The organism is Methyloversatilis sp. NSM2, from assembly GCF_038066675.1.
Classification (GTDB): domain Bacteria; phylum Pseudomonadota; class Gammaproteobacteria; order Burkholderiales; family Rhodocyclaceae; genus Methyloversatilis; species Methyloversatilis discipulorum_A.
In genome coordinates, this window is the sequence record NZ_JBBUKV010000004.1 from 261,970 (window position 1) to 286,543 (window position 24,574).

Sequence of the window (24,574 nt, forward strand, 5' to 3'; positions counted from 1 at the left end):
TTCCCTGCACGGCCGGGCAGTGCCCGGCCCACCGTCCGGAGGTCCGTCATGTCGTTCGACGAAATCTACAACATCGCCCTGATGCAGGGCTTCGCCGGGCTGAGCCTGTTCTCGGTCCTGCTGCTGATGGGCCTCGGCCTCGCCATCATCTTCGGCCAGATGGGCGTGATCAACATGGCGCATGGCGAATTCATGACCATCGGCGCCTACACCATCTTCATGTTCTCCAGCCTGACGGAAACCTACGCGCCGGGGCTGGTGCAAGCCTATTTTCCGATCGCCATCATCGCCGCCTTCTTCATCGCCTTCGCCTTCGGCTGGCTGACCGAGTGGGCGCTGATACGGCATCTGTACAAACGTCCGCTGGATACGCTGCTCGCCACCTGGGGCCTGTCGCTGGGCATGCAGCAGGTGTTCCGCTCGACCTTCGGTCCGAAGGAAGTGAGCCCGACCCTGCCCGAGTGGCTGATGGGTTCGTGGGCGCCGTCCGAAGGGCTGGACATCCCGATCAACGGCCTGTTCGTGCTCGGCCTCACCGCCGTGGTGACCGGCGGCGTGCTGCTCGCGCTGTACAAGTCGCGCTGGGGCCTGCGTGTGCGCGCCACCGTCGCCAACCGGGCGATGGCCAACGCCACCGGCATCAACACCAAGCGCACCGACCGTCTCACCTTCGCCATCGGCTGCGGCATCGCCGGTGTGGCCGGCGCGGCCTTCACCACCATCGGTTCGACCGGCCCGACTTCCGGTTCGCTCTACATCGTCGATGCCTTCCTGGTGGTGACCTTCGGCGGCGCCGCTTCGCTGCTCGGCACCGTGGCGTCGGCCTTCGGCATCGCCCAGACGCAGTCGATCGCCGAGTTCTTCCTGACCGGCTCGATGGCCAAGGTACTCACGCTGCTGCTCATCGTGACCATCCTGATGATCCGTCCGCAGGGCCTCTTCGCCTCGAAGATCCGCCGCTGAACGCGATCCGCACCGACTTCGCACCTTCCAGGAGATTCACATGGACGCATTCAAGAACTGGGCTGCACGAACCGGCATGGGGAGCGTGCTCATCCTCGCGCTCGTCATCATGGTCGTGTTCCCGCTGACGATGGACATCTTCCGTCTGAACCTCGTCGGCAAGTACCTCACCTACGCCTTCGTCGCCGTCGGCCTCGTCATGCTGTGGGGCTACGGCGGCATCCTGAGCCTGGGCCAGGGCGTGTTCTTCGGCCTCGGCGGCTACATGATGGCGATGTTCCTGAAGCTCGAGGCCTCCGATCCGGAATCGACCAAGATCCAGAGCACGCCGGGCATTCCGGACTTCATGGACTGGAACCAGATCACCGAGCTGCCGTTCTGGTGGGAGCCGTTCAACCACCTGCCGCTGGCGCTGATCGCGGTGGTGCTGGTGCCGATGCTGCTGGCCTTCATCATCAGCTTCGCCATGTTCAAGCGCCGGGTCGGTGGCGTGTATTTCGCCATCATCACGCAGGCGGTGGCACTCATCCTGACCGTGCTCATCATCGGCCAGCAGGGCTACACCGGCGGCGTCAATGGCATCACCGATCTGAAGACCCTGCTCGGCTGGGACATCCGCGACGACTCGTCGAAGTACGTCCTGTACTTCGTCAATGCCGCGCTGCTGATCGGCGTCATCCTGCTCTGCCGCTGGATACAGATGTCCAAGCTCGGCACCCTGCTGCTGGCGATGCGCGACAAGGAAGACCGCGTCCGCTTCTCCGGCTACGACGTGGCGATGTTCAAGGTGTTCGTGTTCGTGCTGGCGGCCGGCATCTCGGCCATCGGCGGCGCGATGTTCACGCTGCAGGTCGGCTTCATGTCGCCGTCCTTTGTCGGCATCGTGCCGTCGATCGAAATGGTCATCTTCGCCGCGGTGGGCGGTCGCATGTCGCTGGTCGGCGCGGTGTATGGCGCGCTGCTGGTCAATGCCGGCAAGACCTACTTCTCGGAGAGCGCGCCCGACCTCTGGCTGTTCCTGATGGCCGCGCTGTTCATCGGCGTCGTGCTCGCCTTCCCCAACGGCCTGGCCGGTCTGTACGAAAGCCACGTGAAGCCCTGGTTCTCGCGTCGCAAGTCCGTCGCCAAGCCGGCTGCGTCCGCGGGCGAACCGCCGGCACCGCCCTCGGCCCCCACCCACAAGTCCGCACCGCCCGCCGCACTGCCCGGCGGCGTCCAGGGCCAGTCGGCCTGACCCGCGCCCGACCTGACAGGAGACCGACATGAGCAATACCGACTTCGTACTGGCGATCGAGGACCTCACCGTGTCCTTCGACGGCTTCAAGGCGATCGACGCGCTGACCCTCTACGTCGATCGCGGCGAGCTGCGCGTGATCATCGGCCCGAACGGCGCCGGCAAGACCACGCTGCTCGACCTGATCTGCGGCAAGACCAAGGCCAGCGGCGGCAGCATCAAGTTCAAGAACGTGGAGATGACCAAGCTGCAGGAACACAAGATCGTGCGCGCCGGCATCGGCCGCAAGTTCCAGACGCCGTCGATCTACGAAAACCTTTCGGTGTTCAAGAACCTGGAAGTGTCCTTCCCGCGCGGCCGCAGCGTGCTCGGCGCGCTCGGCTTCCGCTGCACCGACGAGGTGAAGGCGCGCGTGCAGTCGGTGGCCGACGAGATCGGCCTCGGCAGCGCCCTCGACACCGAGGCCGGCCTGCTCAGCCACGGCCAGAAGCAGTGGCTGGAGATCGGGATGCTGCTGATGCAGGAGCCCGAGCTGCTGATGCTGGACGAACCGATCGCCGGCATGAGCGTGCGCGAACGCGAACTGACCGCCGAACTGCTGCAGCGCATCTGCAAGGGCCGTTCGGTGATCGTGATCGAGCACGACATGGATTTCGTCAAGCGCATCGCCCACAAGGTCACCGTCATGCACCAGGGAAAGATCCTCGCCGAAGGGTCGATGGACAAGGTGCAGAACGATCCCAAGGTCATCGACGTTTATCTGGGCCATTGAGTCTCCGCGACCCCACCCACGCGCCAGTCAACGCATAAGGACACCACCATGCTCAACGTCAAGGACGTACATGTCGCCTACGGGCAGAGCGAGGCACTGCACGGCATCTCGTTCGAAGCCAACGCCAACGAAACGGTCGCCATCATGGGCCGCAACGGCATGGGCAAGACCACGCTGTTCAAGTCGCTGATCGGCATCCTGCCGCTGAAGAGCGGCCACATCGAAGTCGCCGGCAACGAAGTGTCGAAGGACGAAAGCTACAAGCGCGTCGCCAAGGGCATCGCCTACGTGCCGCAGGGCCGGATGATTTTCCCGACGCTCACGGTCGAGGAGAACATCCACACCGGCCTCGAAAACGCCAAGGTCAAGAAGGTGCCGGACGAGATCTACGCCCTCTTCCCGGTGCTGTGGGAAATGCGCCGCCGCAAGGGCGGCAACCTGTCCGGCGGCCAGCAGCAGCAGCTCGCCATCGCCCGCGCGCTGGTGACCGACCCCAAGGTGCTGCTGCTCGATGAGCCGACCGAAGGCATCCAGCCGTCGATCATCAAGGACATCGCGCGCGCGCTGAACGAAATCCGCAAGTTGCGCCAGATCACCATCGTCGTGTCCGAGCAGGTGCTCAGCTTCGCGATGGACGTGGCCGACCGCCTGTTCGTCATCGAAGGCGGCCGCCTGGTCCATGAGAGCACCCGCGCCGAAACCGATACCGCGCACATCAAGCAGTTCCTGTCCGTCTGACCCCGCCCACCGCCGCAACACCGCCCAACCGCCCCTTCCACCCAAGGAGATCAACATGGCAGAGACCCTGATCAAGGTAGACCTGAAGCAGTCGCCGTATGAGAACGACATGGTGCACAACCGCTGGCACCCGGACATCCCCATCGTCGCGTGGGTGAAGCCGGGCGACGACTTCAAGATCGAAACCTATGACTGGACCGGCGGCTACATCCAGAACAACGACAGCGCCGACGACGTGCGCGACGTCGACCTGACGACGGTGCACTTCCTGTCCGGCCCGATCGGCGTCGAAGGCTGCGAGCCGGGCGACCTGCTGGTGGTCGACATCCTCGACATCGGCGCCAAGGAAGACAGCCTGTGGGGCTTCAACGGCTTCTTCTCGAAGAAGAACGGCGGCGGCTTCCTGACCGACCACTTCCCGCTGGCGCAGAAGTCGATCTGGGACATCAAGGGCATGTTCACCGAATCGCGCCACGTGCCGGGCGTCAAGTACGCCGGCCTGATCCACCCGGGTCTGATCGGCTGCCTGCCCGATCCCAAGCTGCTCGAAGAGTGGAACAAGCGTGAGATCGACTTCATCAACACCGACCCCGAGCGCGTGCCGCCGCTGGGCTGCCCGCCGTGCGCACCGACCGCCCACATGGGCCGCCTGAAGGGCGAAGCCCGCGACAAGGCGGCGATGGAAGGTGCCCGCACCGTGCCGCCGCGCGAACACGGCGGCAACTGCGACATCAAGGATCTGTCGCGCGGCTCGCGCATCTACTTCCCGGTCTATGTGAAGGGCGGCGGCCTGTCGATGGGCGACCTGCACTTCTCGCAGGGCGACGGTGAAATCACCTTCTGCGGCGCCATCGAAATGGCCGGCTGGCTGCACCTGCGGGTGAACATCATCAAGGACGGCATGAAGAAGTACGCGGTCAAGAACCCGATCTTCAAGCCCAGCCCGATCACGCCCAAGTACGACGACTACCTCATCTTCGAAGGCATCTCGGTCGACGAGCAGGGCAAGCAGCATTACCTCGACGTGCATGTCGCCTACCGGCAGGCCTGCCTGAACGCGATCGAATACCTGAAGAAGTTCGGTTACTCGGGCGCCCAGGCCTATTCGATCCTCGGCACGGCACCGGTGCAGGGCCACATCAGCGGCGTGGTCGACATTCCGAATGCCTGCGCGACGCTGTGGCTGCCGACCGACATCTTCGACTTCGACATCATGCCGACCGAAGCCGGTCCGCAGAAATTCCTCGACGGCAGCATCCAGATGCCGATCTCGGAAGACGTCTGAGGACGCTGCCATGCCGACCTACGACTTTCACTGCGAGGCGCATGGCAGCTTTTCCGCCATGCGCAGCATCGCGCAGCGGGACGCGCCCTGCCTCTGCCCGGCCTGCGGCCAGCCGGCCGCGCGCCAGCTGATTTCGGCACCGGCCTTCGCCGACATGCCGGGCCAGCTGCGCAGCGCGCATGCCACCAATGAACGCGCACGCCACGAGCCCAAGCTGGCCAGCCGCACGCACGGCCCCGGCTGCTCATGCTGCAGCGGAAAAACCAGCAAGACCACGGCCGTCGCGCGCGACGGCTCCAAGGCCTTCCCGACGAAACGCCCCTGGATGATCAGTCACTGATCACCCGGTCCGCCCCATTTGCAGTCCGTCAATGCAGTCCGCTCTTTGAACCTCGCACCTTGAACCTCAACAACCGGGAGTCCAGCACCATGAAGAACATCACCAAGAACCGTCTGCGCAAAGCCAGTGCTCTTGCCGTCGCCCTCGCCGCCTGCGGCAGCGCGAACGCGGGCGTCACCGTTGCCGGTCCCGGCGAAAGCTATCTGACGCTCAGCCTGTGGGCGCGCACCTCCTACACCAACGCCGAAGACGCGGCACCGAACGGCACCTCGCGTTCGAACGACTTCTCGGTGGACTCGGTCCGTATCATCACCAGCGGCAAGATCACCAAGAACATCGGCGGCATGATCAACTTCGAGCGCCAGTCCGACGAGTCGATGCGCATCCTCGACGCGGTCGCCCAGTTCGAACTGACCGAAGGCGTGAACTTCTGGTTCGGCCGCATGCTGCCGCCGACCGACCGCGCCAACATGGCCGGCCCCTACTTCGCCAACGTGTGGGAATACCCGATGGTGTCGCAGTACCCGAACGCCTTCACCGGCCGCGACGACGGCGCGCTGCTGTGGGGTAACGTGCTCGGCGGCAAGCTGCTGTACTCGGTCGGTGCCTACCAGGGCAAGAACCGCGGCACCGGCCTGTCGAACGACTCGGACGATCCGCTGTACGCCACCCGTATCGCATACAGCTTCCTCGATCCGGAACTGGGCTACTACGGCACCAACAGCTATTTCGGCAGCAAGGAAATCTTCACCGTCGGCATGGCCTACCAGACGCAGAAGAACGGTGTCGGCACCGCACTCGCCCGCGGCGACTACCGCGCCTGGAACATCGACGCGCTGTATGAAACCAAGCTCGCCGGTGGCGGCGTGGTGACGCTGGAAGGCGCCTGGTACGACTACGACACCGACGGCGTGACCGACGCGCCGGCCGTCGCCTGCGCCAACGTCAACAACTGCGGCGGCGCACAGGCCGGTGACGCCTGGCTGCTGACCGCCGCCTACCTGATCCCGACCAAGATCGGCATCGGCCAGTTCCAGCCCTACACCCGCTACCAGAAGTTCAACGCCGACGCCGGCGGCGACACCAAGCAGTGGGACTTCGGCCTGACCTATGTGATGTCCGGCCACAATGCACGCATCACCGCGGTGTACTCCGACATGGAAAACGCCGCCGGTACCGACACCGACAAGTTCGTGCTCGGCGTGCAGCTGATGTACTGATCCACCTCGACCCTCCGGCGCGCAGGGCGCCGGGCCGGTCGATTCCAGGGCACGCTGCGGCGTGCCCTTTTTTCGCCAGTCCGCACCGACCGATCACGCCGCTCCGCCACGATTGCGGCCGTTACATGCGTGGTGGCGGGGCCGCCTGATCACGATCGGATATCGGGCACGCGGTTGTGCGCGAAGCGCCCATGCGTGGAGATGGATGACCGACCTTCAGCGCACCCGCACGATTTCGGCTTCGTAGATCCGCACGTAGCTTTCGAAGCCGGTTTCATCGAGACGCCGCCCGACGTCCAGCCGACCGGTAACGCGTATGGGTCCGTCGATGTAGTCGGTCCCCTTGCGCACGAACACCGCGGCGAAGCCGGACCAGTCGAACTCAACGGAATGGAAGGGACACCCCAGCACCGGCTCTCTGATGATCATGAAGTACATGCCGTCCCTCGGCAGCATGCCGTCCATGAAGCCCAGCAGTTCCACCTGACGGCCGTGGAGCGAGGTCATCTTCGACGACAGCCGCAGTTTCGGCGACATGCCCACCCCGGCCTGCCAGGTTTCGCCGATGAAGAAGTCAGCGAAGCGTATGCGCTCCGCCGCCCTGGCGGCCGGACAGAGGATCACGCCCAGACAGAGTGCCAGCACGATGGCGCGAACTCGATCGCGCCTGGTCATGGCGAAGGCACCAGATGGCTTGCGATATCCTGACGGCATGCCGACCAGGCCGGGAGCGCGCTGGCTGTCAGGCCGATCGCTACGACGCACAGCACGGCGGTGACGTCACCGCTGGACATCGACGCGGGTTCCAGCAGCAGGCCTGTGCGGGACGCCATGATCCACGCCAGGCCGTGCGCCAGCAGGCGACCGGCAACCACACCCAGACAGGCGCCCGTCAGCGCGACCAGACCGGCCTCGTACAGCACCACGCGTGCCACCACGCCCGGGCTCGCACCCAGGGCGCGCAAGGTGGCGATCTGACGCCTGCGCTCTATCGTGGCGGCCAGCATGGAGATCGCAACCGCCATGCCGGCGGCCGCCACCAGCAGCCAGCACAGCGCAGTCAGCAGTTGCTCGCCTGTGTTCAGGTACCCGAGCAGGCGGGTGACGATGCGCGCCGGGAAGATCGCCTGCACCCCGTCGGACTGTCCGGCGAGCGCCGCCAGCCTCTGCATGTCGGCGTAGGTATGTCCCTGCAGCAGCAAGGCGGTGACCCCGGGCGCAGGCATGTGACCCCGCTCCGCTGCGTCGGGCGGAGACAGGCCATGCAGCAGCCAGGTCGTCTCGAGCGTCGTGAAGATGACCCTGTCCATGGGCAGTCCGGTCGGCTGGAGTACCGCAACGACCGTGTAGGGAGAAACGTCGTGCGTACGCGCCAGATCGGCCGGCAGTTCGGCCATTCCATGTGCGGCATTGAACTGGTCGCCGACGGCCAGTCCGAGCTGGCGGGCAACGACGGCACCCAGCACCGCCTCGAAGGGTCGCTCGAAGCCGCGTGGCGGCTCCGCTCTGGGCGTTTGTCCGGACAGATCGCGAATCAGGTCGAAATAGCCGGGCGTGGTTCCGACAACGGGAAACCCCCGATGACTGTCTCCCATGTTCAGCGGCACGCTCCGCGCCACACCAGCGTCCACGCTCAGCTTTTCCCAGACGGATGCAGGTACGAGACCGGTCGGCTCGTCGATGAAGAAAAGACTGCTCAATACCGCCTGCAACGGACTGCCTTTGGCTGCCACGAGCAACTGATAGCCGCCCGTGGTACGCCCCACGCTGTCACGGCCGGCACCTGACAGCGCGGCCGATGCCACCACCAGCGTCACGCCGAGCGCCACCGTCAGTGCGGTGAGCAGGTTGAGCAGTCGCCGTGCGTGCAGGTAGCGCCAGGCCAGCGAGAACGCACTCATTCCATGCCTCCTGCCCTGCGGTTGATCCGCTCCATGCGCTCCACGCGCTGCATGTGGCCGAGTACGGCTTCGTCGTGGGACGCGACCAGCAAGCTGGCTCCGACTGACGCGCAGCACTGCACCAGCAGTTCCGCAATCCGGTGCTTGAGGCCGGGTTCGAGACTGGCGGTGGGTTCGTCCGCCAGGACCAGCCGCGGCTGATTGGCGAACGCGCGGGCGATGCCCACACGCTGCTGCTCACCGTAGGACAGCTCCGCGGGCAGCCGGTCCGCCCGCGTCGCCAGATCGACCTGTGCCAGCAGATTCATGGCTCGCTCGCGTCGCTCTCCGCGGCTGATCACCGTGCAGAAAGACATCGGCACCATCACGTTCTCAAGAGCGCTCAAGGGCGGCAGCAGATTGAAGGTCTGGAACACGTAGCCGATATGCCGGGCACGGAAGCGATCGCGTTCGGCCGGAGCCAGACCGGTCAGCGATATGCCGCCCACCACCACTTCGCCGGCATCCGCGTCGAGAATGCCGGCGAACACATTGAGCAGCGTGCTCTTGCCCGAGCCACTGGGACCGGACAGGCCGACCGAGGACGCTGGCGCAAGCTCGAATCGCGGCACGTCCAGCACCGGCACCACCTGCTGCCCGCGCCGGAACGCCTTGCGGATGCCACGGGCGACAAAGGTCGCGGCGCCCGGAACCTGACCGGGCGCCATCAAGAGAGCGGCCACCCTTCAGCGCCCCGGCGCAGTCCGTACGATCTCGTCCAGTACCCTGCCCTCGCAACCGTTGGGCGGTCGGACGTTGAGCACATACGCAAGCGTGCGCGCGAGATCGACCACCTCCGAATTGGCGTATTTTCCAGGCCGGACCCAGCGCGAGCCCATCATCATGAGCGGCACGTTGGTGTCATAGGACCAGGGCGAACCATGCGTCGCGGCGTAGCCGAAGGGCTTTGCGAACAGGTACCAGTTGGGCTTGTTCATGACGACGATGTCGCCACTCAGATACTGGTGCCACGCGAGATACACCTGTCTGCTCATCTTCGTATCCGGCAGCTGCCCCGCCTCTAGCCGGTTCCGCGTGTAGACCGATTCCACCCCCGGATAATCGCGCAGGACGGCAGCGGCGGACTCTTCCACGTCGATGCGGGAAAGCCGCGCACCGTCCACCAGCTTGTAGTCGATGTAGAGCGTGGGATTCCACCACGTGGTCACGACCTTCTTGCCGTCAAGAGACGGGAAACGAGCCCATAGATGAGCATTCACCGCTTCGATCATCTTCTCCGGATCGATGCGTCCGGCATCGATCCGCCGGGATGCACTGTACTCCGGGATGTTCATGAAACCATGGTCCGCGCTCAGCGTGATCAGCACGTTGTCCAGCCCGAATCGCCGGTCGAGGTAACTGAAGAAATCCTCGAACACGCGATCCAGCCTCAGCGTGTGATCGTGCGCCTGCTTGCTTTCCGCCCCGAAAAGGTGATGCACGTAATCATGGCTGGTCCAGCTGATCGCAAGCAGGTCCGGCACCCCCGCCGGATTGCTGCCGAGGTTCTCACCCTCGATCGCCGCCTTCACGAAATCAAGCGTAAGCAGATCGCCGTATGGCGTCCACAGCATGGCGTCGTAATAACCCTTCGATGGCGTCTGCGCTCCTCCGCTGATCGGATGCGGGAACTTGGTGCCCAGTCCCTTGTAATTGGTGGACCACGGCCGGTCATCAGGCGCGGAGCGGGCATAGGACTCGTCCGGCAGCAAGGGGGTCCACATCTGCCCGAAGTAGCGGTCCTGCGGCCGGGACTCGTAGAAGCTCTTCCACCATGCCGGGTAATCGGACATGTAATAGGTCGACGTGATGAAACGCCCCGTTGCCGGGCTGTGCATGTAGGCGGTACCCAGCTGCCCCGCGAGGCCGATGGCGCTTCTGTCTTTGCCGGAAATCGTGACCACTCTTGCGCTGCCGTTGGCATAGATGAGTTCGTCGCCGACGGTGGTCACCTTCATGTTGAACGGCGAGGTGCCGGCATGCTTCGGCGTTTCCTCGTCAAGATAGGTGTGGCGACTGTCCTCGGTCGAATACACCCGCGCACCGGTCTTCTTGTCCAGCCAGTCGTTGCCGATCACCCCGTGCTTGTATGGATGCGCACAGGAAAGCAGCGTGGCGTGACCCACGCCGGTGTAGGTGGTCGCATGGCTGTAGTGGTTGTTGCTGAACCATGCGCCGCGGTCGATGAGCCGTTTCAGCCCCCCCTCGGACAACTGGTCGTAGTACTTGGTGACCTGTTCCTGCGGAAAGCCATCCACCACCATGAACACGACGAGCTTTGGAGGGGGGATGCCTGCGGGTGCGGCCGTACTGCGCTGAACGCCTTGACTCGCACAGCCCGCAAGGGCGGCGGACAGAACAAACAGGCTGAATGCACTTTGCGTCGAGCTGCCCATCTGATTCTCCTCTGATTGTTTTCAGTTCTTCGAAAACTGCGCTGGACCGACGAGTTCTCCTTTCCGGGTTGAACAAGACAGAAGGACGGAAGGCGGCAACAGAAGGAAATGCGAGCGGTGCTTTACCCCACTATAGACATCCTGACCATTCCGGACAGCATAAGAAATACGCCGTCCTGACTTGGCGGATTCACGCACGAAACGGAGATTCGTACCGCGCAACAATCCCATTCAGCGAGCGAGCGGCTGGCGGGGCGCCCCGACCACCGGCTCACCCCGGTCGGGGACACCCCCGGCAAGACCGGAATGTCCGCTCATGTCGTGAGCCATCGCCGGCCTGTTCGAATGCGCGAGGAGGCACTTGGCCTCAAATGCACCGGCGGTTGCAGCCGCTTCCGACCTTCGGCCTTCACCGTCGTAACCATGATCATCAGCGTCGTGCCTCTCGGCATCGCCATGCGCAACCTGCCGGTGGGCAGCGCCTGTGCCATGGGGACAGGCATCGGCAGAAATCGCGGCCATTTCCTTTTGCCGCTTACACGTGACTTTGCGTTCGTGCAACAACGGTCACCGCGGCGGGCTGCGAGCAGGCATCACGTCACCGCCCTGTCACACGGATGGGCTTGAATCGTCGGCGTGAATGCTCCCGATCCTCTCGTCCGGCGCGTGCGCGCCATCTTTCTGTCGGACATCCACCTCGGTACGCGTGGATGCCAGGCCGACGCACTGCTCGATTTCCTGCGCCACCACGAATCCGACTACCTCTATCTGGTCGGCGACATCATCGACTTCTGGGCGATGAGCCGCTCCATCCACTGGACGCCGTCGCAGAACACCGTCGTGCAGAAGATCCTGCGCCGCGCGCGCAAGGGCACGCAGGTCATCTTCATCCCGGGCAATCACGACGAGGCGCTGCGCGAATACACCGGCACCGTGTTCGGCGACATCGAACTGCAGCGCGAGTGCATCCACCAGGCTGCCGATGGCCGCCGCTACTGGCTGGTGCATGGCGACGATTTTGACCAGGTCACGCGCCACCACCGCTGGGTGGCCCTGCTCGGCGACGTCGCCTACAACCTGCTGGTCAGCATCAATTCGCGGCTGTCCTGGCTGCGCCGCACGCTGGGCATCGCCGGCTACTGGTCGCTGGCCGGCTACGCCAAGCGCAAGGTGAAGAGCGCGGTCAGCTTCATCTACGACTTCGAGGATTCGGTCATGCACGAGGCGCGCACGCGCGGCGTCGATGGCGTGATCTGCGGCCACATCCACGCAGTATCGCTGCGCGAGGTGCAGGGCCTGACCTATATGAACTGCGGCGACTGGGTGGACAGCTGCACCGCCATCGTCGAACACGCCGACGGCCGCTTCGCCATCGTCGACTGGGGGCAGGAACTGCGCGCCGCAGGACCGCGCACAGCACTGGCGGTGGAGGAAGAGACGGCCGAGGCCTGAGCGTGTCAGAGGGTCGGTAGCGATTGCTGCTGACGCGGTCTATGGACTGCCCACCGCCGCTGTCGGGGTCAGAAGACCCCTCCCACAGAACCTCCGCTCCAGCCGCGGATCGGGCACGCCCTGTGGGAGCGGCCCAAGCCGCGACGTGGCCGCAACCGGCCGCAGGCTACGATCAGCCGTCGAGTGCAGCCGCCGGTCCGAAGAACTCGTAATGGGTCTGTGCAGCCGGCACGCCCAGTTCCAACAGCTGCTTCTTCACCCGCGCCATGAAAGGCTTGGGGCCGAGGAAGTAGGCGTCCAGCGCCGACGGTTGCGGCAGCCAGCGTTCGAGATGCAGGCGCTCGATGAAGCCTTCGGCGTGCGCCTGGTCGCCGTCGCGCGGCTCGCTGTAGACATAGAAGCGCTTCAGCTTCGGGTGCCGCTGCGCCAGTGCTTCGACGTGATCGCGGAAGGCATGCACGCCACCGTGACGCGCGCAGTGGATGAAGTGCACCTCGCGCCCTTCGGCCAGCGCCGCTTCCATCATCGGCAGCGCTGGCGTGATGCCGACGCCGGCGGTGATCAGCGCCACCGGACGGTCGGATGCACGCAACGTGAAATCGCCGGCCGGCGGAAACAGATCGAGCACGTCGCCCACGTTCACCGCGTCGTGCAGATGACCGGACACCCGGCCGCCCGCCTCGCGCTTGACGCTGATGCGGTAGTCGCGACCGTTGGCGGCGGCCGACAGCGAGTAGTTGCGGCGCATTTCCTGGCCGTCGATGCTCACCCGCAGGCCGATGTATTCGCCCGGCGCGTGGCGCAGCACTGGCTGGCCGTCCACCGGTTCGAGATGGAAAGAGGTGATTTCCTCGCTCTCGCGCACTTTGCGCGCGACACGGAAAGCGCGCGCACCGCGCCAGCCGCCGTCGGCCTGCGCGTGGTCGGCATAGACCGACTCCTCGGCGCCGATCAGTAGATCGGCCAGCTGACCGTAGGCCGCGGCCCAGGCTTCGATCACCGCGTCGGTCGCGATCTCGGCGCCCAGTACCTCACGTATGGCGCGCAGCAGGCAGCCGCCGACGATGGGGTAATGCTCGGGCAGCACCTGCAGCGACACGTGCTTCTGCACGATCTGACCGACCAGCGGGCCGAGCGCTTCCAGACGGTCGATGTTCTTCGCGTACATCAGCACGCCATTGGCGAGCGCGCGCGGCTGGTCGCCGCTGGCCTGGTGCGCCTGATTGAACAGCGGCCGCACCTCCGGGTGTTCGCTCAGCATGATGCGGTAGAAGTGCGTGGTCAGCGCTTCGCCGCCGCTTTCCAGCAGCGGCACGGTGGCCTTGATGACGGCTCGGTGTTCCGGGCTCAGCATGGTTTTCTCCTGACAGTGAATGAAACGCCGGCGCGAAAGTCCCGTGACGCGCGGGCACGCCTTCACTATCAAGTGCCGTGCCATGGAACGGTCTCATTCGGATCAGTCACTTGCAGCACCATCGAGTTGAAACGACTACACTGCATTCGTGTCACTTCGACAACACCGCGTCACAATGACCACACACCCGCTGCTGTCCGCACTGATTCCGCTGGTCGACGACCTGTCGCGCGACCTGCCGGCGCAGGAGCGCTATCGACGACTTCTGCAGGCGCTGCGCGAACTGCTGCCCTGCGACGCCACCGCGCTGCTGCGGCTGGATGGCGACCGTCTGGTACCGCTGGCGATAGACGGCCTGAGCCCGGACACGCTGGGTCGTCACTTCCTGATCGCCGAGCACCCGCGCCTGGCGGCGCTGCTCGAACGCAGCGAACCGACCCGCTTCGCCGCCGACTGCCCCTTGCCCGACCCCTATGACGGACTGATACCGGGCCACGGCGCACATCTGGAAGTACACGACTGCCTGGGCTGCCCGCTCTATCTGGACGAACAGCCCTGGGGCGTGCTGACGCTCGACGCCCTCGACCCGGCGCGCTTCGCCGGCGCCGACCTCGACATGCTGGCCGGCTTCGCCAGCCTGGCCGCGGCCACCGTCAAGGCCGCGCAGCGCATCGACACGCTGGCGCGCCGGGCCGAGAACGAGGAACTGCGCGCCGAGGCCTACCGCGAGGCGGCCGGCGCCAGCCCTGCCGGCAGCGGCGACATGGTCGGCCACAGCGCCGCGCACCGGCGACTGCTGAAGGAAATCGAACTGGTGGGCGGCAGCGAGCTCACCGTGCTGATCCACGGCGAAACCGGCGTCGGCAAGGAACTGGTGGCCCGCGCGCTGCACGCCGCCTCGGCTCGCGCGGCGCGGCCGCTGGTCAGCCTGAACTGCGCCGCCCTGCCCGACAACCTGGTCGAGAGCGAACTGTTCGGTCACGTGCGCGGCGCCTTTTCCGGCGCGCTGACCGAGCGCCGCGGCAAGTTCGCGCTGGCCGACGGCGGCACGCTCTTCCTCGACGAGATCGGCGAACTGCCGCTGGCGGCCCAGGCCAAGCTGCTGCGCGTGCTGCAGGGCGGCCAGCTGCAGCGCATCGGTGCCGAGCAGGAAGTCCATGTGGACGTGCGCGTGATCGCCGCCACCAACCGCGATCTGGCAGAGGAAGTCCGCGCCGGCCGCTTCCGGGCCGACCTCTACCACCGGCTCGGCGTCTATCCGCTGCACGTGCCGCCGCTGCGCGAACGCGGCCGCGACGTGCTGCTGCTGGCTGGCCGCTTCCTCGAACAGAACCGTGCGCGCCTCGGTCTGCGCGGCCTGCGCCTCGCCCCGGACGCGCAGGCCGCCCTGCTCGCCCACGACTGGCCCGGCAATGTGCGCGAACTGGAGCACCTGATCAGCCGTGCCGCACTGAAGGCGCTGGCCGGCACCCACGAACGGCCGCGCATCGTGACGCTGGACGCCGCCCACCTCGAACTGTCGCCGCCAGTGCCGGCCGAGACACCGGCGCCGGTCAGCGATCCGGCTGGCCCGGTCGGCGACCTGCGCAGCGCGGTCGACCGCTTGCAGCGCGAAGCCATCGCCGCCGCACTGGAGCGCACCGGTCACAACTGGGCCGCCGCCGCGCGCGAACTGGGGCTGGACCGCGCCAACCTGCAGCGGCTGGCGAAACGGCTCGGCCTGCGCTGACGCGCCGCACCTTGACCTGTGCATCAAAAGAAACGAATATTCCCTGTGTGCAACACGCACGCCGCCGGCGGGACGACCCGTGCGGTGTTTCTTGCGACGGGGACGGCCCCGATATCCGGAGTTGAACTCATGTCGTGGACCATCCTCGTGATCGCCGGCCTGTTCGAATGCGCCTGGGCGATCGGCCTCAAATACACCGACGGTTTCAGCCGCTTCTGGCCTTCGGCCTTCACCGTAGTGACGATGATCATCAGCGTCGTGCTGCTCGGCATCGCCATGCGCAATCTGCCGGTCGGCACCGCCTACGCAGTGTGGACCGGCATCGGCGCGGTCGGCACCGTCATCCTCGGCATCGTGCTGTTCAGCGAGCCGGCGAACGCGGCGCGACTGGTCTGTGTCGGCCTCATCGTCGCCGGCATCCTCGGTCTCAAGCTGACTTCGGCCTGATCACCCGGGCCGGCGCGGCAGCCGCGCACTTGTGCCGGCTGCCCGCTATCGGCGAAAATCGCGGGCTTTCGCTTTTGCTGCGCACACTTGCGCGCGCAGCCCACCCGCACGCACCTGCGTGCGCAGCCCATCTTTCGAGCCCATCATGACCGACCACGCCGCACTGCCTGCCGACGACGACAACCACATCATCGCGGAGCGGCGCGAGAAACTGCGCCAGTGGCGTGAAGCCGGCGGCGCCTACCCGAACGACTTCCAGCGCACGCACTACGCCGGCGAAATCACCGCCCAGCACGCAACGGCCACCGCCGAGTCGCTGGAAGCGCATCCGGAGCGCGTGCAGCTGGCCGGCCGCGTCATGTTGAAGCGCGTGATGGGCAAGGCCAGCTTCGCCACCATCCAGGACATGTCTGGCCGCATCCAGCTCTACGTGACCAATGACGGCGTCGGCGAAGAGGTGCACGGCGCCTTCAAGCACTGGGACCTGGGCGACATCGTCGGCTGCTCCGGCACGCTGTTCCGTACCCGCACCGGCGAACTGACCGTGAAGTGCGACGCCATCCGCCTGCTGTCGAAGGCGCTGCGCCCGCTGCCGGAGAAATTCCACGGCCTGTCCGACCAGGAAGCGAAGTACCGCTACCGCTACCTCGACCTGATCACCAACGACGACTCGCGCGCCACCTTCGTCGCGCGCAGCCGCATGATGAGCGCCATCCGCGCCGAAATGACGCGCCAGGGCTTCCTCGAGGTCGAAACGCCGATGATGCACCCCATCCCCGGCGGCGCCGCGGCCAAGCCCTTCAAGACCCACCACAATGCGCTCGACATGGAGCTGTTCCTGCGCATCGCGCCCGAGCTTTACCTGAAGCGGCTGGTGGTCGGCGGCTTCGAGAAGGTGTTCGAGGTGAACCGCAACTTCCGCAACGAAGGCATCAGCCCGCGCCACAACCCCGAATTCACGATGATGGAGTTCTATCAGGCCTACGCCGACTACCGGCAGCTGATGGACTACACCGAATACCTGCTGCGCCACTGCGCCGAACAGGCGCTGGGCACGACCAAGTTCATGTACCAGGGCCGCGAACTGGACCTGGGCCAGCCCTTCCACCGGCTGACCATCGTCGAGGCCATCCGCAAGTACAACCCGCAGTATTCCGAAGAACAGCTGGCCGACGAGGCTTTCGTGAAGCAGGCCATCGTGACCCACGGCGAGAAGGTGAAGCCGGGCGGCCTCGGCTCGCTGCAGCTGCAGCTGTTCGAAGCCTGCGCCGAAGCACAGCTGTGGGAACCGACCTTCATCATCGATTACCCGGCGGAAGTGAGCCCGCTGGCGCGCCGTTCGGACGCGCAGCCGGAGATCACCGAGCGCTTCGAGCTGTTCATCGTCGGCCGTGAGATCGCGAATGGCTTCTCCGAGCTGAACGACCCGGAAGACCAGGCGGCCCGCTTCCTGGAACAGGCCAAAGCCAAGGACGCCGGCGACGAGGAAGCGATGTATTTCGACGCCGACTACATCCGCGCGCTCGAACACGGCCTGCCGCCGACCGGCGGCTGCGGCATCGGCATCGACCGCCTGGTCATGCTGCTGACCGATTCGGCCAACATCCGCGACGTCATCCTGTTCCCGCAGATGCGTCGCGAGTAAGCGCCCCGCCCCCGACACGGCCCCCGATGAACGCCGATCGAACCGATGCCCGCGGCGCCGGTCCTGATCGGCGTTCTGCTTTTCATTGACTGCACCATGTCCCGACCTCTTCAGCCTCTGGTTCCGGCCCCGCTCGAATTCGCCGACGACGGCACGCCGCGCTCGGCCGCTTACGGCGACGTCTATCACTCGTCGGAGGGTGCGCTGGCGCAGGCGCAGCACGTGTTCCTCGCCGGCAATGGCCTGCCCGAACGCTGGGCCGGCCGCGAACGCTTCGTCGTGCTGGAGACCGGTTTCGGCCTCGGCCTGAATTTCCTCGCCACCTGGCGCGCCTGGCGCGACAGCCCGGACCGCTGCGCACGACTGCACTTCGTGTCGGTCGAGAAGCACCCGTTCGCGCAGTACGACCTGGCCATCGCCTACCAGCGCCTGCTGCCGCCGGACATGGCCGACATGGCGCAGAAGCTGGTCGAGCGCTGGCCGCTGGCGGTGCGCGGACTGCATCGCATCGAGTTCGACGGCGGCCGCGTCATCCTGACCCTGGGCCTGGGCGACGCCGAGCACCTGCTGCCGCAGCTGACGCTGCGCGCCAACGCTATCTTTCTCGACGGTTTCTCGCCGGCGAAGAATCCTGAACTGTGGTCGCCCTACATATGTAAACAGCTGTCGCGCCTCGCAGCCGCGGACGCCACGCTGGCGACCTGGAGCGTCGCCTCCGGCGTGCGCGACGCGCTTGCCGGCGCCGGCTTCGTGAGCGAGAAACAGGCCGGCTTCGGACCGAAGCGCCACATGCTGACCGGCCACCTGCACCCGGGTGCGCAGGCCGCGGCACTGCGCCATCGGCCCGAGCCGACGGCGCCGAAGCGGGTGGCGGTGATCGGCGCCGGCCTCGCCGGCTGCGCGGTCGCCGAGCGACTGGCCGCGCGCGGCACCGAAGTGCTGCTGATCGAGCGCCACGCAGCCCCGGCGCAGGAGGCGTCGGGCAATGCGGCGGGCGTGCTGCGACCGATGATCGCCCGCGACGACAGCGTGATCGCGCGTTTTTCCCGTGCCGCCTTCCTGCACGCATCCGCCCACATGAGGCGGCTGGCTGGCGAAGGTCGGCCGCTGAAGTGGGGGCCGACCGGCGTAATGCAGATCGCCCACGACGCGGAACACGAGCACCTGCAGCGCGAGGTGTGCGAAACCGGCGCGCTGCCGCAGGCGCTGGTGCGCTACCTGTCGGACTGGGAAATGACGCGGCGCATCGGCTATCCGGTCGCACTTGGCGGCTGGTGGTTCCCGCGCGGCGCCTGGGTGAATCCGGCCAGCCTGTGCGACGCCAATCTCGAGCGCGCCGGCGCCGCAGTCAGCCGGTTGATGTCCACTGAGGCGCTGTCGCTGACCCGTGACGTCGACCGCTGGTCCGTGAGCACCGCCGCCGGCACGCTGATCGACGCCGACGCGGTGGTGCTGGCCAACGCGGCAGACGCCTGTGCGCTGCTGCCGCACCCGCTGCCACTGACCCGCGTACGTGGCCAGGTGACGCGGCTGCCGCGCAGCCTGCTGCCCAATCTGCATGTGACCGTGTGCCGCGAGGGCTACATCTGCCCGACGCCGGACGGTGACCTCAATCTCGGCGCCAGTTTCGATATCGGCGACGCCGATACTGCGGTGCGCGAGGACAGTCACGCCGGCAATCTGGCCCGCCTCGAACGCCTGCTGCCGGAGGCCTGCACGCCGCCGCAAGCTGCAACACTGCCTGGCCGCACCTCGTTTCGGACTGCAACACCCGACCGTCTGCCGCTGATCGGCGAAACGGGCGGCCTGCACCTGCTGACCGGCCTCGGTGCGCGCGGCCTGGTGTGGAACGCGCTCGGCGCCGAACTGCTCGCAGCAAGGCTTTGCGGCGATCCTTTGCCGCTCGAACGGGATCTGGCACTGGCGCTGAGCCCGGGGCGCTTCTCGCCGGACAATTGACCGAAATCAACCCTTGCGGGAAAAATTTCACATCTCAGTGAAGCTTTCCGGATGGAAGCCGTTAATGGCTCATGCCTCCGGAATTGCGTGACCGTTCGCCTTGCTTGCATGAAGCCCGACAGTCCTTTCCGGGAGGGATCACGCCACCTGGAGAGTCGCCGTGAAAATAAATCTGCCCGTCACGCAGAAAGAAGTCTTCCTTGAGCCCGGGAAACCCATCGTCACCAAGACTGACCTGAAGGGCGCCATTACCTACGCCAACGAGTCCTTCGTCAGCATCAGCGGCTTCAGCCGCGAGGAACTGGTCGGCCACAACCACAACGTCGTGCGGCACCCGGACATGCCGCCCGAAGCCTTCGAGGACCTGTGGCTCACCATCAAGGCCGGTCAGCCGTGGCGCGGCCTGGTCAAGAATCGCTCGAAGAACGGCGACCATTACTGGGTCGAAGCCTTCGTCACGCCGATCACGATCGATGGCCGTACGGTCGGCTATCAGTCGGTGCGCAACGCGCCCAAGCGCGACGAAGTCGCCGCCGCCGAAACGCTCTACCGCGCGGTCCGCGACAAAACCGCGAAATTCCCCCGCACGCCGATCAGCAAATCCAAGCTCGGCCTGGCCGGCCGTGTCTGGCTCGGCGCCGGCGTGACGTCGGCACTGGCGCTGGCCGGCGGCGCAGTCGGCGGAGCGTGGGGCCTGGGTCTGTCGGGCGTCGCCGCCGCTGTGGCACTGGGCACCGCCGCATGGCAGAACAGCACGGTTGCCGGCCGCCTCGACAGCCTACACCGCACCATGCTGGAACTGGACGAAGGCAAGCTGGCCAAGCAGATCGAGGCGCCGTCGGGGCCGCTGCGCCCGCTGTTCGTCGCGATGGAAGTGATGCGCATCCACCTGCGCGCAATGTTCGCCGACGTTCTGGTGAACGCGCGCGAAGTCGACGACCGTTCTAAGGAACTGAACGACGCGATGCGCGCCCTGATCAAGGCCACCGGCGCACAGGGCGAAAATGTGATGCAGGTGGCCGCGGCGATGGAAGAAATGAGCGTGTCCATCAATGAGGTGTCGAGCAACACCGATCGCGGCCTCGAAGCGGTCAAACGCACCGAGCACAGTGCGCAGGACGCGATGAAGACGATGGAAGCGGGCATCGCCAGCAGCCATCGCGTGGTCGGCGTGGTGACGCAGTCGCAGGAGCGGATCGCCGAGGTGAACGCGTCAGTCGAGAAGATCCGCGAGGTATCGCAGGTGATCAACGACATCGCCGAACAGACCAATCTGCTTGCGCTGAACGCGGCCATCGAGGCGGCGCGCGCCGGTGAGCAGGGTCGCGGCTTCGCCGTGGTCGCCGACGAGGTGCGCAAGCTGGCCGAGCGTACCCGCACCAGCACCAAGGACATCGGCTCGGCCGTGACCGACATCATCCAGTTGGCCGGTTCGGCGGTCGACACGATGAGCGCGACGGCAGGCGAGGTGGCCCGTTCGACGAGCGAAATCGAGGCCAGCAGCACCGGCCTGCAGGGCATCTGGGACGCCAGCCGCGAAGCCGCGAACTACTCCGAGGAAATCACCCAGATGCTGCGCCAGCAGTCGCTCGCCTCACACGAGGTTGCGTGCAGCATGGAACGCATATCGAGCACGGTGGAACAGACCAACTCGAGCGTGCAGTCGGTCGGCGAGGCCGCCACCCGCCTGCACTCGACCTCGAGCGAACTGCGCGAACTGGTGAAACACCTGGAACAGGCGCTGCACTGAAACGGACCGCCGCCGCGCCGATCAGGCCCGGCGGCTTCCGCGATCGCGCGCACTTCCGATCCGCTTCCCCCTTGGCGACAGCGCCCGCCCACAGCGGAGCTGTCGCCTTTTCACGTCGACCGCCCGCCCCTGTCAGGCGCGCACTGCGTGGGTTGCGCCGGTCAGCCCCTTCAGCACGTCGGCCACGCCACGCGTGTGCCCGGCCACGCCGGCGGTTTCGCTGCTGTAGGTATCGATGGTTTCGAGCACCTGGGTCAGGCCTGAAACGCCGGTCGACTGCGCTTCTATCATCTGCGCCACGCGCACGATCTCCGCCGCCAGCGCGGAAATGTCCTTGCCGATCACGCCTGCGCTGTTGCGCGACTTCTCGGCCAGCATGCGCACCTCGTCGGCCACCACGGCGAAACCGCGACCGGCTTCGCCGGCACGCGCCGCCTCGATCGCCGCATTCAGCGCCAGCAGGTTCGTCTGATCGGCGATCTGCTGGATCATTTCGACCACGCGCTGTATGCGGTCGCTGGCGTGCGACAGGTCGCGCGCACTGCTGCCCACCTCGTTCGCCTGACCGGCCAGCGTATCGACGGTCCGCACCGCGGTCTGGATCACGCCCTGCTGGTCGCTCAAGCGCGTCGTCAGCTCGCCCACCGAACCATACAGATCGTTGGCACAGGCTTCGAGCTGGCTCGCGGTCGCCTCGCGCGTGCGCTGGGCGTCGAGCATGATTTCGCCAAGGTGGTTCAGATCGCGTACCACCGGCACCATGCTCGGGTCGACGTTGCCCGGATCGAGCCGGCTGCCGAAGTTGCCGCCACGGTAATCGCTGATCTGCTGCACCATCACGCGCGACATGCCGGCCAGCTTGGCGTTCTGCCGGCGCAGGAAGAAGGCCTTGAACTCGCCGTAATGGGCGACGAAGTTGTCGACATACTCGTCGCGGAACACTTCGCCCTGCTGCAGCCTGAAGAAGAACACTGCGGTCAGCGTCTGGTTCAGGTTCAGGCCGAGGATCTCACCGAAGGTCGAGAAACCGGCGACGTCGATGCCGCTGAACACGCGGTCCAGCCCGCTCAGTTCGGCGCCGTTGTAGAGCCGGCGCAGCACGCAGTCGTTGAACATGCCAGCCAGCGGCTGACCCGGCTTGTTCGACATGAAGGCGCGGAAATCGCGTTCGGTGGTGGCGGCGAAGGGCGTGCGTCGCACCAGCACCAGTTCCTCGCCCGGCGCCACGTCGCAGTAGAAGTCGACGCGGTCGTGGTCGAAGTCGAGCGTCGCCACCGAGCGCACGAACAGCTCGCCGTTGACGCGGATGGCGAAGGAGTGACTGTCGAGCTTGGCCGACAGCTGACTGCGCTCGCAGCCGAAAGTCCTGCACAGCGCGTCGATCAGCGACACCGCGCGGCCGTCCTCGTCGATCACCAGATTCACCTGGCGACGTTCGACCGAAGCGCTGAATATCTGGAAGCGGGTCTGCGTGGCTTCGAAGTTCTGGCTCTTGAACACGCCGAAACGCACTTGCGGCGCCATCTTCAGGAAGGTCACCAGCACGTGGTTGTTGAGTCGGCGGTTACCGTCGTGCAGCCAGGTGTCCTTGAAGTCGAGCTTGCCGCCGGCCGACCCGCCGACAAACAGACAGGGAAAGCGGCCAGCTTCGTACAGCGCTTCCATGAAAAAGGATTCGGAATTCGACAGGCCGTCGAACAGCACATAGGCAAAGGTGTCACGGTGATCGATGTCCATCGCTACCTGCGTGCCCTGGATGCTGCGCACCAGACGCTCGATGCGCTCGCGGTAGTCCATCACGCGACCGTTCTGCCGCAGGTCCTCGCTGGCCAGCGGTATCGCCACCACCTGCGCCTGGCCGATCACGCTGCGGTCGAACAATTGCAGCACGACGCGGTCGCGTCCGTCCGGCGCGGCACAGTACAGCGACGAACCGGCGGCGCTGCACAGTTCGCCGGCGGTGGTGCTCAGGGTCAGCGCAACACCCGGAAAACGGGCCTTGATGGCCTGCGCGACGCGGTCGATGTCGACGTCCGGTGCAACATATCCGCTGACGAACGAGGGCGTACTGCGTACCGCGGCAAGGCGCGATTCCAGCTCGCCCAGTCGCGTCTGCAGCGTTTCGATGCCTGCGCGCCCGTTCGAGGACTGGCGGCCGAATAGTTTCATCTCTCTCTCCCTGAATTCCCGATCGGCAACGCGGTGGCGCTTCGATCAGCGTGAACCAACGGGAGCGGCCCACTCGACTTTATGGTTGAGAAACGAAAATTTTCCGGGCGTGTTCAATCTCTGGACACTTTTTCTTCAATGAACACATGGATTTAACGAAGTCGAACATGGTGCGGGGCAGCACGACAGCCGCTGCCGGCATTTCAATCGACCAGACCCAGAACCCGGTCGGCCAGCGCGTTGGCGCTGTCGAAGGCATTCTCGATGCGCTCGCCCAGACAGCCGTCGGAGGCATAGCCGAGCTTGCTGTCGGCGTCCCACAGACAGGGAAGGCCGAGTGGCCGGATCACACGGGCGTAGCGCCAGCGATGGGCGCAGCGATGCAGCGGCGCCGCGGTACACCCGGTGGCGGCAGCGAAAGCCTCGAACAGCAGGGTTTCGATCTCCTCCGGTGAGCGCTCGAGATTGTCCTGCGACCACTGCGCATCGGCGTGCACCACCCAGCACTCCTGCGCGGCGTCTCGCTGCGGCTTGCTGCTGTCACGCGCCGCCCAGTTCAGCGCGCCGCCAGTGTCGAAGCGCAGGCAATCGTCAGCCGCGATTCGCTCGGCGAACGACAGCATCAGCGTCCAGCACGGCGCGTAGCGGATGTCCTGCATGGCGTCCAGGAAGGGCTTGATGTCCATGCCGGCGCAGCGCTCGAAAAGGCCGGCCGCCTGCGGCGCCGGCAAGGTCACCAGCACTGCGTCGAAACAGTCAGCCAGCATGCCAGCCTCGCCGGCCAGCCACCAGCCGAGACGGTCTGCCCCCATACCGGTGATGGCGATCTGCGAACGGACCTCGGCGCCCCACAGCAGGCGCGGCGCCAGCGCATTCATGCCGGGCACGCCGACCCAGCGCGGATCGCCATCAATCGCGGCTGCGGGCCACTGCGCGATGACACCGGCGCGCTGCCAGTCGGAGAGGCGCCCGTGCAAGGCCTCGCCGCGCACCGACATGAACTGCGCGCCATGATCGAAGCGCAGCCGACCGGCCGCGCGCGTGGCCATGCGACCACCGGCTGCACGGCCCTTGTCGAACACCTGGACCGAGCGCCCGGCGTCGATCAGTCGTCGCGCGAGCGTACATCCCGCCATGCCCGCCCCGATTACCGCAATGTTGTGCATCGTCGCTGTCCCTCA

Annotated in this window: 21 protein-coding genes and 1 pseudogene; 14 read left to right on the forward strand and 8 right to left on the reverse strand. The window is 66.0% G+C overall.

The annotated features are described in order from the left end of the window. Positions 1–48: 48 nt before the first annotated feature. From urtB to WJU27_RS08930, 7 genes are all read left to right on the forward strand, one after another. The gene (gene urtB / locus WJU27_RS08900; RefSeq protein WP_020164093.1) at positions 49–963 is read left to right on the forward strand and encodes an urea ABC transporter permease subunit UrtB; all 915 of its coding nucleotides are present in this window, start codon (positions 49–51) and stop codon (positions 961–963) included. Positions 964–1,003: 40 nt separating this feature from the next. Continuing rightward, positions 1,004–2,197 carry an urea ABC transporter permease subunit UrtC gene (urtC, locus tag WJU27_RS08905; protein WP_341421888.1) on the forward strand — a complete coding sequence of 398 codons (1,194 nt, stop codon included), beginning with the start codon at positions 1,004–1,006 and terminating at the stop codon, positions 2,195–2,197. A 28-nt stretch (positions 2,198–2,225) separates the two neighbouring features. Continuing rightward, complete coding sequence (gene urtD / locus WJU27_RS08910; RefSeq protein ID WP_304010249.1) at positions 2,226–2,969, forward strand: urea ABC transporter ATP-binding protein UrtD; 744 nt, start codon at positions 2,226–2,228, stop codon at positions 2,967–2,969. A gap of 48 nt (positions 2,970–3,017) precedes the next feature. Beyond that, positions 3,018–3,707 carry an urea ABC transporter ATP-binding subunit UrtE gene (urtE, locus tag WJU27_RS08915; protein WP_341421889.1) on the forward strand — a complete coding sequence of 230 codons (690 nt, stop codon included), beginning with the start codon at positions 3,018–3,020 and terminating at the stop codon, positions 3,705–3,707. Positions 3,708–3,762: 55 nt separating this feature from the next. After that, complete coding sequence (gene fmdA / locus WJU27_RS08920; protein ID WP_304029281.1) at positions 3,763–4,992, forward strand: formamidase; 1,230 nt, start codon at positions 3,763–3,765, stop codon at positions 4,990–4,992. 10 nt (positions 4,993–5,002) lie between these two features. Continuing rightward, the gene (locus WJU27_RS08925) at positions 5,003–5,332 is read left to right on the forward strand and encodes an FmdB family zinc ribbon protein (RefSeq protein WP_020164090.1); all 330 of its coding nucleotides are present in this window, start codon (positions 5,003–5,005) and stop codon (positions 5,330–5,332) included. An 89-nt stretch (positions 5,333–5,421) separates the two neighbouring features. After that, positions 5,422–6,552 (forward strand): hypothetical protein, encoded by a 1,131-nt coding sequence (locus tag WJU27_RS08930; RefSeq protein ID WP_341421890.1) that lies wholly within the window; start codon positions 5,422–5,424, stop codon positions 6,550–6,552. Between the two features lie 216 nt (positions 6,553–6,768). On the opposite strand, the gene WJU27_RS08935 is transcribed toward WJU27_RS08930, so the two are convergent. Genes WJU27_RS08935 through WJU27_RS08950 form a run of 4 tightly spaced genes read right to left on the reverse strand, consistent with a single transcriptional unit; the run spans position 6,769 to position 10,888 of the window. Further along, positions 6,769–7,227 carry a hypothetical protein gene (locus WJU27_RS08935; RefSeq protein ID WP_341421891.1) on the reverse strand — a complete coding sequence of 153 codons (459 nt, stop codon included), beginning with the start codon at positions 7,225–7,227 and terminating at the stop codon, positions 6,769–6,771. Continuing rightward, positions 7,224–8,453, reverse strand: coding sequence for an ABC transporter permease (locus WJU27_RS08940; RefSeq protein ID WP_341421892.1), 1,230 nt, complete (start codon positions 8,451–8,453; stop codon positions 7,224–7,226). Before WJU27_RS08940 ends, WJU27_RS08935 begins: the two co-directional genes overlap by 4 nt. Then, positions 8,450–9,160, reverse strand: a complete 711-nt coding sequence (locus tag WJU27_RS08945; RefSeq protein ID WP_341421893.1) for an ABC transporter ATP-binding protein — start codon at positions 9,158–9,160, stop codon at positions 8,450–8,452. The genes WJU27_RS08940 and WJU27_RS08945 overlap by 4 nt, the downstream gene beginning before the upstream one ends. Before the next feature lie 18 nt (positions 9,161–9,178). Next, a complete protein-coding gene (locus tag WJU27_RS08950; RefSeq protein ID WP_341421894.1) occupies positions 9,179–10,888 on the reverse strand; it encodes an alkaline phosphatase family protein in 1,710 nt (569 codons plus the stop codon). A 345-nt stretch (positions 10,889–11,233) separates the two neighbouring features. Here WJU27_RS08950 and WJU27_RS08955 point away from each other — a divergent pair, with 345 nt between their 5' ends. Both WJU27_RS08955 and WJU27_RS08960 read left to right on the forward strand, forming a co-directional pair. Beyond that, positions 11,234–11,515 (forward strand): SMR family transporter, encoded by a 282-nt coding sequence (locus WJU27_RS08955; protein ID WP_341422113.1) that lies wholly within the window; start codon positions 11,234–11,236, stop codon positions 11,513–11,515. A gap of 9 nt (positions 11,516–11,524) precedes the next feature. Beyond that, a complete protein-coding gene (locus tag WJU27_RS08960) occupies positions 11,525–12,340 on the forward strand; it encodes a UDP-2,3-diacylglucosamine diphosphatase (RefSeq protein WP_341421895.1) in 816 nt (271 codons plus the stop codon). A gap of 172 nt (positions 12,341–12,512) precedes the next feature. On the opposite strand, the gene hmpA is transcribed toward WJU27_RS08960, so the two are convergent. Then, positions 12,513–13,694 (reverse strand): NO-inducible flavohemoprotein, encoded by a 1,182-nt coding sequence (gene hmpA / locus WJU27_RS08965; protein WP_341421896.1) that lies wholly within the window; start codon positions 13,692–13,694, stop codon positions 12,513–12,515. A 175-nt stretch (positions 13,695–13,869) separates the two neighbouring features. Here hmpA and norR point away from each other — a divergent pair, with 175 nt between their 5' ends. The 5 genes from norR (at position 13,870) to WJU27_RS08990 (ending at position 21,224) form a co-directional block, all read left to right on the forward strand. Next, the gene (gene norR, locus WJU27_RS08970) at positions 13,870–15,423 is read left to right on the forward strand and encodes a nitric oxide reductase transcriptional regulator NorR (protein ID WP_341421897.1); all 1,554 of its coding nucleotides are present in this window, start codon (positions 13,870–13,872) and stop codon (positions 15,421–15,423) included. 129 nt (positions 15,424–15,552) lie between these two features. Then, positions 15,553–15,870, forward strand: a complete 318-nt coding sequence (gene sugE, locus WJU27_RS08975; protein ID WP_019918882.1) for a quaternary ammonium compound efflux SMR transporter SugE — start codon at positions 15,553–15,555, stop codon at positions 15,868–15,870. A 145-nt stretch (positions 15,871–16,015) separates the two neighbouring features. Next, on the forward strand, positions 16,016–17,515 hold the full coding sequence (gene lysS / locus WJU27_RS08980; protein WP_341421898.1) for a lysine--tRNA ligase: 1,500 nt from the start codon (positions 16,016–16,018) through the stop codon (positions 17,513–17,515). A gap of 96 nt (positions 17,516–17,611) precedes the next feature. After that, positions 17,612–19,474, forward strand: coding sequence for a bifunctional tRNA (5-methylaminomethyl-2-thiouridine)(34)-methyltransferase MnmD/FAD-dependent 5-carboxymethylaminomethyl-2-thiouridine(34) oxidoreductase MnmC (gene mnmC / locus WJU27_RS08985; RefSeq protein ID WP_341421899.1), 1,863 nt, complete (start codon positions 17,612–17,614; stop codon positions 19,472–19,474). A gap of 160 nt (positions 19,475–19,634) precedes the next feature. Then, entirely contained in the window at positions 19,635–21,224 is a 1,590-nt protein-coding gene (locus tag WJU27_RS08990; RefSeq protein ID WP_341421900.1) for a methyl-accepting chemotaxis protein, read from the forward strand. A gap of 132 nt (positions 21,225–21,356) precedes the next feature. On the opposite strand, the gene WJU27_RS21010 is transcribed toward WJU27_RS08990, so the two are convergent. From WJU27_RS21010 to WJU27_RS09000, 3 genes and pseudogenes are all read right to left on the reverse strand, one after another. Beyond that, on the reverse strand, positions 21,357–22,073 hold the full coding sequence (locus WJU27_RS21010) for a methyl-accepting chemotaxis protein (RefSeq protein WP_438636493.1): 717 nt from the start codon (positions 22,071–22,073) through the stop codon (positions 21,357–21,359). 168 nt (positions 22,074–22,241) lie between these two features. Next, positions 22,242–23,393 (reverse strand): annotated as a pseudogene (locus WJU27_RS21015) (FIST signal transduction protein); the annotation flags it as partial. A gap of 203 nt (positions 23,394–23,596) precedes the next feature. Next, entirely contained in the window at positions 23,597–24,559 is a 963-nt protein-coding gene (locus WJU27_RS09000) for an NAD(P)/FAD-dependent oxidoreductase (RefSeq protein ID WP_341421902.1), read from the reverse strand. Positions 24,560–24,574: the final 15 nt, after the last annotated feature.

Coding starts and splice junctions, on each gene's coding strand:
- WJU27_RS08930 (WP_341421890.1), top strand. CDS start 5,422: ATGAAGAACATCACCAAGAACCGTCTGCGCAAAGCCAGTGCTCTTGCC.
- urtC (WP_341421888.1), top strand. CDS start 1,004: ATGGACGCATTCAAGAACTGGGCTGCACGAACCGGCATGGGGAGCGTG.
- WJU27_RS08945 (WP_341421893.1), bottom strand. CDS start 9,160: ATGGCGCCCGGTCAGGTTCCGGGCGCCGCGACCTTTGTCGCCCGTGGC.
- urtD (WP_304010249.1), top strand. CDS start 2,226: ATGAGCAATACCGACTTCGTACTGGCGATCGAGGACCTCACCGTGTCC.
- urtB (WP_020164093.1), top strand. CDS start 49: ATGTCGTTCGACGAAATCTACAACATCGCCCTGATGCAGGGCTTCGCC.
- WJU27_RS21010 (WP_438636493.1), bottom strand. CDS start 22,073: ATGTCGCGCGTGATGGTGCAGCAGATCAGCGATTACCGTGGCGGCAAC.
- norR (WP_341421897.1), top strand. CDS start 13,870: ATGACCACACACCCGCTGCTGTCCGCACTGATTCCGCTGGTCGACGAC.
- WJU27_RS08935 (WP_341421891.1), bottom strand. CDS start 7,227: ATGACCAGGCGCGATCGAGTTCGCGCCATCGTGCTGGCACTCTGTCTG.
- WJU27_RS09000 (WP_341421902.1), bottom strand. CDS start 24,559: ATGCACAACATTGCGGTAATCGGGGCGGGCATGGCGGGATGTACGCTC.
- mnmC (WP_341421899.1), top strand. CDS start 17,612: ATGTCCCGACCTCTTCAGCCTCTGGTTCCGGCCCCGCTCGAATTCGCC.
- urtE (WP_341421889.1), top strand. CDS start 3,018: ATGCTCAACGTCAAGGACGTACATGTCGCCTACGGGCAGAGCGAGGCA.
- WJU27_RS08925 (WP_020164090.1), top strand. CDS start 5,003: ATGCCGACCTACGACTTTCACTGCGAGGCGCATGGCAGCTTTTCCGCC.
- lysS (WP_341421898.1), top strand. CDS start 16,016: ATGACCGACCACGCCGCACTGCCTGCCGACGACGACAACCACATCATC.
- sugE (WP_019918882.1), top strand. CDS start 15,553: ATGTCGTGGACCATCCTCGTGATCGCCGGCCTGTTCGAATGCGCCTGG.
- hmpA (WP_341421896.1), bottom strand. CDS start 13,694: ATGCTGAGCCCGGAACACCGAGCCGTCATCAAGGCCACCGTGCCGCTG.
- fmdA (WP_304029281.1), top strand. CDS start 3,763: ATGGCAGAGACCCTGATCAAGGTAGACCTGAAGCAGTCGCCGTATGAG.
- WJU27_RS08955 (WP_341422113.1), top strand. CDS start 11,234: ATGCGCGAGGAGGCACTTGGCCTCAAATGCACCGGCGGTTGCAGCCGC.
- WJU27_RS08940 (WP_341421892.1), bottom strand. CDS start 8,453: ATGAGTGCGTTCTCGCTGGCCTGGCGCTACCTGCACGCACGGCGACTG.
- WJU27_RS08950 (WP_341421894.1), bottom strand. CDS start 10,888: ATGGGCAGCTCGACGCAAAGTGCATTCAGCCTGTTTGTTCTGTCCGCC.